This is a genomic window from Nocardioides sp. P5_C9_2 (assembly GCF_054049555.1).
Genome location: NZ_JBFUMD010000211.1, coordinates 1 through 6,222 on the forward strand (window position 1 = coordinate 1; position 6,222 = coordinate 6,222).

Annotated in this window: 7 protein-coding genes; all 7 read right to left on the reverse strand. The window is 73.4% G+C overall.

The genetic code is table 11. The features are described 5' to 3' along the window. A partial coding sequence (locus tag ACXJKL_RS11845) for an MMPL family transporter (protein ID WP_457207249.1) occupies positions 1-2,419 on the reverse strand: 2,419 nt, incomplete at its 3' end. Positions 2,420-2,421: 2 nt separating this feature from the next. Further along, a complete protein-coding gene (locus ACXJKL_RS11850; protein ID WP_457207250.1) occupies positions 2,422-3,120 on the reverse strand; it encodes a TetR/AcrR family transcriptional regulator in 699 nt (232 codons plus the stop codon). A 56-nt stretch (positions 3,121-3,176) separates the two neighbouring features. After that, positions 3,177-3,521: an MGMT family protein gene (locus ACXJKL_RS11855; protein ID WP_457207251.1), complete on the reverse strand. Its 345-nt coding sequence runs from the start codon at positions 3,519-3,521 to the stop codon at positions 3,177-3,179. A 10-nt stretch (positions 3,522-3,531) separates the two neighbouring features. Further along, entirely contained in the window at positions 3,532-3,672 is a 141-nt protein-coding gene (locus ACXJKL_RS11860; protein WP_457207252.1) for a hypothetical protein, read from the reverse strand. A gap of 26 nt (positions 3,673-3,698) precedes the next feature. Then, positions 3,699-3,869 (reverse strand): hypothetical protein, encoded by a 171-nt coding sequence (locus ACXJKL_RS11865; protein ID WP_457207253.1) that lies wholly within the window; start codon positions 3,867-3,869, stop codon positions 3,699-3,701. 97 nt (positions 3,870-3,966) lie between these two features. After that, on the reverse strand, positions 3,967-5,586 hold the full coding sequence (locus ACXJKL_RS11870) for a hypothetical protein (protein ID WP_457207254.1): 1,620 nt from the start codon (positions 5,584-5,586) through the stop codon (positions 3,967-3,969). A gap of 53 nt (positions 5,587-5,639) precedes the next feature. Beyond that, on the reverse strand, positions 5,640-6,222 hold a 583-nt coding region (locus ACXJKL_RS11875), incomplete at its 5' end, for an ArgK/MeaB family GTPase (protein WP_457207255.1).

Here is a 6,222-nt window from a genome sequence, read left to right on the forward strand (position 1 = left end):
GCATCCACCAGACCTTGTCCCCCAGCATCGACATCACCGCGGGGGTGAGCGTCATCCGGATCAGGAAGGCGTCGAGCAGTACGCCGACCGCGAGGCCGAGGCCGATCGGGCGGGCCATCGTCATGTGCGACCACACGAAGCCGGCGAAGACCGACACCATGATCAGGGCGGCTGCCGCGACCACCCGGGCCCCGGAGGCGAAGCCGGTGTGGACCGCCCTGCGGGCGTCCTGCCCGTGCACGTAGGACTCGCGCATGCCGGACACCAGGAACATCTGGTAGTCCATGGCGAGGCCGAACAGGATCCCGATGAGCAGCGTCGGCATGAAGCTCAGCACCGCGCCCGGGTTGTGCACGTCGAAGACGCCGCCGAGCCAACCCCACTGGTAGACCGCCACGATGACGCCGAAGCTGGCCACCACCGACAGCAGGAAGCCCGCGGTCGCGATGATCGGCACCAGCACGGAGCGGAACACGACGGTGAGCAGCAGCAGGGACAGGCCGATGACCAGCACCAGGTAGAGCGGGAGCGCGTCGGCGAGCTTCTGCGAGACCTCGATGTTGGCCACCGTGGCCCCCGTGACACCGACGTCCACACCCTCGGCGGCAAGCTCCTCGGTGACCGGGCCGCGCAGCTCGTCGACGATCGCGACGGTGCTCCCGGCGGATGGTCCCTCCGAGGGGACGACCTGGAACGCGAGCGTGCGGCGGTCCTCGCTGACCCCGATCGGGAGCACGTCGCTGACGCCCTCCACGTCGGCGAGCGCGGAGCCGATCCGGGCCTGGGTGGCCACGACCTCGCCCTGCGCGACCGGCTGCTCGACGTCGGCGGACACGATGACGGGGCCGTTCGCCCCGGGCCCGAAGGCCTCGGCCACCCGGTCGTAGGCCTGGTAGGCCGTCGAGTCCACCGGCTCCGAGCCGCCGTCGGGCAGGCCGAGCCGCAGCGAGAGCGCCGGGATGGCCAGGACGCCCATCAGCAGCACCACGGCGACCACGGGGGCGGGGGCGCGGCGCGTCACCACGGCCACCCACTTCTCGGGCCAGCCGTCCGTGCGGGGCTTGTCCTGCGTGGCACGACGCGGGATCGCGCGCCGACCGGCCAGCGAGAGCAGCGCAGGGGTCAGCGTCAGGGCGACGAGCACGGTGACCAGCACGGTGGCCGCGGCCAGGACGCCCATCTGGACGAGCACCGGGATGCCGGAGACGAGCAGGGCGGCGAGGGCGATGACGACGGTGGCACCGGCGACCACCACGGCGGTGCCGGCCGTGCCCGTGGCCAGTCCGATGCTGTGCCGGACGTCCTCGCGGTCCACCTCGTGCCCGGCGTGGGCGAGGTCCGCGAGCTGGCGACGGTGCCGGTTGACGATGAAGAGCGCGTAGTCGATGCCCACGGCGAGGCCGAGCATCGCACCGAGCACCGGCGCCATCTGCTGCAGGTCGAGCCAGTGGGTGAGGGCCAGGGCACCGAGGAGGCTGACCCCGACCCCGGTGAACGCCACCGCGAGCGGCAGGCCGGCCATGACCAGCGACCCCAGCATCACCAGCAGCACGACGGCAGCGACGCCGACGCCGATCGCCTCGCCGATGCCGCCGACCTCGGTCGAGAAGACCAGCTCCTGGCCGTAGTCGGCCTCGACGCCGGCGTCGGCCAGCTGCGCGCCGGCCTCGGGCACGAGGGCGAGGTCGTCGGGCGAGATCTCCTGCATGCTGGAGTCGAAACGGATCTGGACGAGGGCGGTGGTGCCGTCCTCGCTGACGAGGCGTACGCCGTCGCCGAGACCGCGCAGCGTGGCGCCGTCGGTGTACCGCTGCTCGCCCTCCTCGAGCTGCTGGCGCGCGTCGGACAACCCGGTCCCGCCGTCGGCGAGGGTCGCCACCAGCTCGGCCTGACCCTCGATCCGGGCGGGCAGCGTGGCGTTGTCGGGGTCGGTGCGCTGGAGCCGGGCGATGTCGCGCTCGCCCTCACCGACGAGCCAGCGCAGCTGCTGGAGGCGGCGCGCGCCCTGGTCGTACTCGCGGCGGCCGTCGAGCAGCTGCTCGCGCCCCCGGCGCAGGTCGGCGTCGCTGCTGTCGAGCTCGGCCTGGGTGGCGAAGGGGTCCACCGTGCCGGTGACGTGCGGGAGCTGCTCCCAGTCGGCCAACGTCGCGTCGATCGCATCGCGCTGGGCCCGGGTGAAGCCGTCCTCGGAGTGCAGGACCACGGTGCCGGAGCCCCCGGCCACCTCGGGGATCTGCTGCCCGAGGTCGTCGAGCACCTGCGCGAACTCGCTGTCCGGCAGCTCGAACTCGTTGGTCAGCGGCTTCTGGAGCGAGACCATCGCCCCCACGACGGTGCCGAGGATCAGGACCCAGGCGAGGACGAAGGCGAGCGGACGGCGGGCAGCGGTGCTGCCGAGCCGGTAGAGGAGGGAGGCCACGATCAGTTGTCCTTGGAGGCGGTGGCGGGCGCGGGGTGGGCCGCAGGGTCAGGGGGGCGTACGGCGCCGGACTCGTCGAAGCCGGCGAAGAGCAGGTCGAAGGACCTGCGGATGACGGTGTGGTGGCGACGTGCCACGGCCGGGTCGTCGGGGTCTGCCTCGGGCATCTCGGTCACGAGCAGTCGGGTCATCCGCGAGAGGATCGCGCCGATGGCGGCGGCCAGCGCCGCGACGTACACCGGGTCGGCGTCCGGGCCGATCCGGTCCCACAGACCCTGCTCGAAGGCGTCGACCTGGCCGTCGGCGAACTCGCGCAGGAAGCGGCGAGTGGCCGGCGAGGCGACGGCGGCACGCTCGAGGACGCAGGCCTGGGTGAAGACGGGCTCGTCCAGCAGCCCCTCGAGGACGGCGGTGACCGAGCGCCGCAGCGGCTCGTCCGACGGGCGCGCGACGAAGACCGCGAGCGTGTCGGTGGTCACGTCCTCGATGGAGGCCGTCAGCACGTCCTCGACGGTGGCGAAGTAGTTGAACAGGGTGCGTCGCGAGACCCCAGCGTCGGCGGCGATGCGCTCCGCGGTGAGGGCGTCGATGCCCTCGGCGGAGACGATGTCGATGGCCGCGCGGCCCAGGGCCTCGCGGGTCCGCTGCTTCTTGGCCGCGCGCAGTCCGCTGCCCGGGAGGTGGTCACAGGAGGTCGCCATATCTGCACTCTAGCGCAAAGTTGCACTAGCGTGCATTTCCATTCCGGTGAGCCCGCTCACTCCTCCCCGAGCACGTCCGCCGCCGCGACCCGCCATCGCAGGGCGAGCTCGTCGAGGTCCGCGCGATGCTCGTCGATCCGGCACCCGCGACCCGACTCGCGAAGGCGGATCCCCTCCTCCAGCCAGTGGGGTCGGGCCTCGTCCAGCAGGTCGGGAGGGAATCCGCCCGACGCGTTCGTCACCCGCCACCACGCGACCCCGGCCCCGTGACGGCTCAGGACCGACCCGACCCGCCGCGGGCCGATGCCGACGACGTGGCCGAGGTCGCCGTAGGACACCACCTGCCCCCGGGGGACCTGCTCCACCGCCCTGAGCACGAGCTCGTCGAGGCGCTCGTCCATCGCGGTCGTCTCAGTTGGCCACGCGCGGTCCGCGCAGGCCGGAGCGCTGGACGACCCGCTGGATGGACAGGTCGCGGTGGTCGGGGCGACCGACGTACCGGATGTCGCGCAGCAGGTGCCGGCGGATACGGGGATCGAGGAGCCCGCGCACCGCTCAGCCTCGCGCCGCGTGGGAGATCACGTCAGGGCGCCCACGAAGTCGATGACCGCGGTGAACAGCTGCTGGGCCAGCTCCGCCGTCTTGCCGACGCCGGCGGTCGCGGCGTCCGCGAGTCCGTTGGGGTCGGTGAACATCCAGAAGCCGAGAAGCACGACCACCAGGGCGAGGATCGCCTTCTTGGCGCTCATCGGGACAACTCCTCGTAGGGACGGCGGGGGACCGGACGTTCCTACCAGCCGGTCGGGCCGTCACGACGGAGGCGCGCAGTGTTCGGTGCGCCCCGCCTCACGACTCGCAGGTGGTCAGGGCGGCGGGGCGCAGGGCCGGCCCGGAGCGCACCTGCTTGCCGCTCTCGATCGCGAAGCCCCGCTGCCAGTCCGAGACCACGCCGGTCTGGTTGTACTCGGTGGTCTGGTCGCCCACCATGCTGAAGCGGAGCGTCATGGGCACGTCGGTGACGGCGGCCCGGTCCTTGACGGTGCCGATCGGCTTGCCGTCCCAGAACCACGTGATGTGGTCCTGGGCGACCTCGACCGCGACTGCCGGCGAGGTGTGGACCAGGCTCGGGATCGAGCGGCTGCCGGTCCACTGCCGGGTGTCGGCCTTCGCACCGAAGGTCATCGTGCCGCTGTGCGCGGCCACCTGGGCAAGGGTGATGTTGCGGCGTCCGCAGGAGTAGTCCCCGACCCGTTCGGGCACCAGCTCGACAAGCACCTGGAAGTCCTGGGCGGTGGCCTCGGCGCTCTTGAGCCGCAGGCGCGCCTCCCACCTGCCGTAGGCCCGGCCGGCGCCGGTGAGCGTGGCGCGGGTCGTCCCGAAGTCCCCGGGACCGCCCGCGTTGTTGCGCTGGCTGTCGAGGTAGAGGCCGCCGTTCTGGCGGCTGATCCGGCCGGCGCCGTCGGCGTAGTCCTGCCACCAGCCGGTGCGGACCGAGCCCACGTCGGGCGGGCTGGTCAGCGACTGGCCGGCCTCCCAGGTGTAGTCCCAGAGGGTCGGGTACCACCCGTAGCGGCTGCTCGCCGTCGCGCTGGCCGCCCCGGACGACCGACGGGCCGCGGCAGGCGTCGCCGCCGACCCGGTGTCCTGGCGACGGGCGAGCGGCAGCGGCGGGAGCACCTGACCCGGGTCGAGCACGGTGACGTAGGTCGGGAAGGTCTGCATCCAGCCGATCCGGTGGCCGCCGGTGAGGAGGTCCTCCTGGCGCACCCGGTAGACGACCGTGCCGGCCGCGGACGTCACGCTCGGGAAGTAGCCCATCCCGTCGGGCAGCACCACCGAGGTGCCGAGGGTCTCCCAGCTGTCGCCGTCGAGGCGCCGCTGGAGGGTGAGGGTGCGCCCGGCGAAGACGGGCAGGCCGATCGTCTCGGGGCGGCGTACGAGGCTGGGCGTGGTGTCCACCGCGAGGGTGAACGGCACGCCGGCCACCGGCTGCCCGGGGGCACGCGCCGCGGTCGGGTCCAGCCCGGCGACCCACATCGTGAGGTCCTGGCCCTTGGCCCGGAAGCTCACGGGCGGGGTGGTGATCCCGCCCTTCGCCGCCACCCGGTAGCGGATGCCGAGCATGGCCGGGGCGGGGAAGGAGAAGCGGAAGCTGCCGTCGGCGGCCGTCGTTCCGGAGAAGCCGCGCACCGCGAACCACTGGTCGCCCGGACGGTTCATGTGCTGCTGCAGCGTGATCCTCCGCGTGCCGCTCACGCCCAGGCTGCCGCTGAAGCCGACCGCCTGCCCGCCGACGTAGGCGGACGGGGAGAAGGTCAGCGACCCGCCCTTGGCGGCGAGCCGGCCGAGGCCGGCGTCGCGCGCGCTGGAGGCCCCGTCCGGGGTCGCCGCGGTCGGGGTCGCCGCGGCCAGGGTCACGACCAGCGAGCCGACGGCCAGGCCGAGTGCGGTGTGGAGGAGCTTCATGACCGCGAAGATAGGAGGACTCGGACCCGCGTGTGACCGCTTTGGCCGAAGAGCTACCCGGTCCCGGTGCCGGCGAGCAGCGCGTCGGCGGCGGCGTACGGGTCCGACTCCCCCGCGAYGACGGCGGCCGCCAGCCCGTCGAGCTCGAAGCGCCCGTGGACGTCGCCCCACCGCGCCCGCAGCGCGGTGACGGCGATCGCCTCGATCTCACCGCGCGCCCGACGGGTACGACGCCGCTCCAGCTCGCCGCTCGACTCCAGCCACGCGCGGTGCCGGTCGATCTCCGCGACCACGCCGTCGAGGCCCTCTCCCCGGGACGCGACGGTGCCCACCACCGGCGGCTTCCACCCACCCTCGGGGCGGGCTGCGAGCGCCAGCATCGAGCGCAGGTCCCGGCGGACCCGGTCGGCGCCGTCACGGTCCGCCTTGTTGACGACGTAGACGTCACCGATCTCCAGGATCCCCGCCTTGGCGGCCTGGATCCCGTCCCCCATGCCGGGGGCGAGCAGCACCAGCGTGGTGTCGGCGAGGCCGGCGACCTCGACCTCGCTCTGCCCCACGCCGACCGTCTCGACCAGGATCACGTCGCAGCCGGCGGCGTCGAGCACGCGCAGCGCCTGCGGGGTCGTCCAGGCG

Bases quoted from the DNA above. Each gene is read 5' to 3' on its own strand.
- ACXJKL_RS11855 (WP_457207251.1), bottom strand. From the start codon at position 3,521: ATGGACGAGCGCCTCGACGAGCTCGTGCTCAGGGCGGTGGAGCAGGTC.
- ACXJKL_RS11865 (WP_457207253.1), bottom strand. From the start codon at position 3,869: ATGAGCGCCAAGAAGGCGATCCTCGCCCTGGTGGTCGTGCTTCTCGGC.
- ACXJKL_RS11870 (WP_457207254.1), bottom strand. From the start codon at position 5,586: ATGAAGCTCCTCCACACCGCACTCGGCCTGGCCGTCGGCTCGCTGGTC.
- ACXJKL_RS11850 (WP_457207250.1), bottom strand. From the start codon at position 3,120: ATGGCGACCTCCTGTGACCACCTCCCGGGCAGCGGACTGCGCGCGGCC.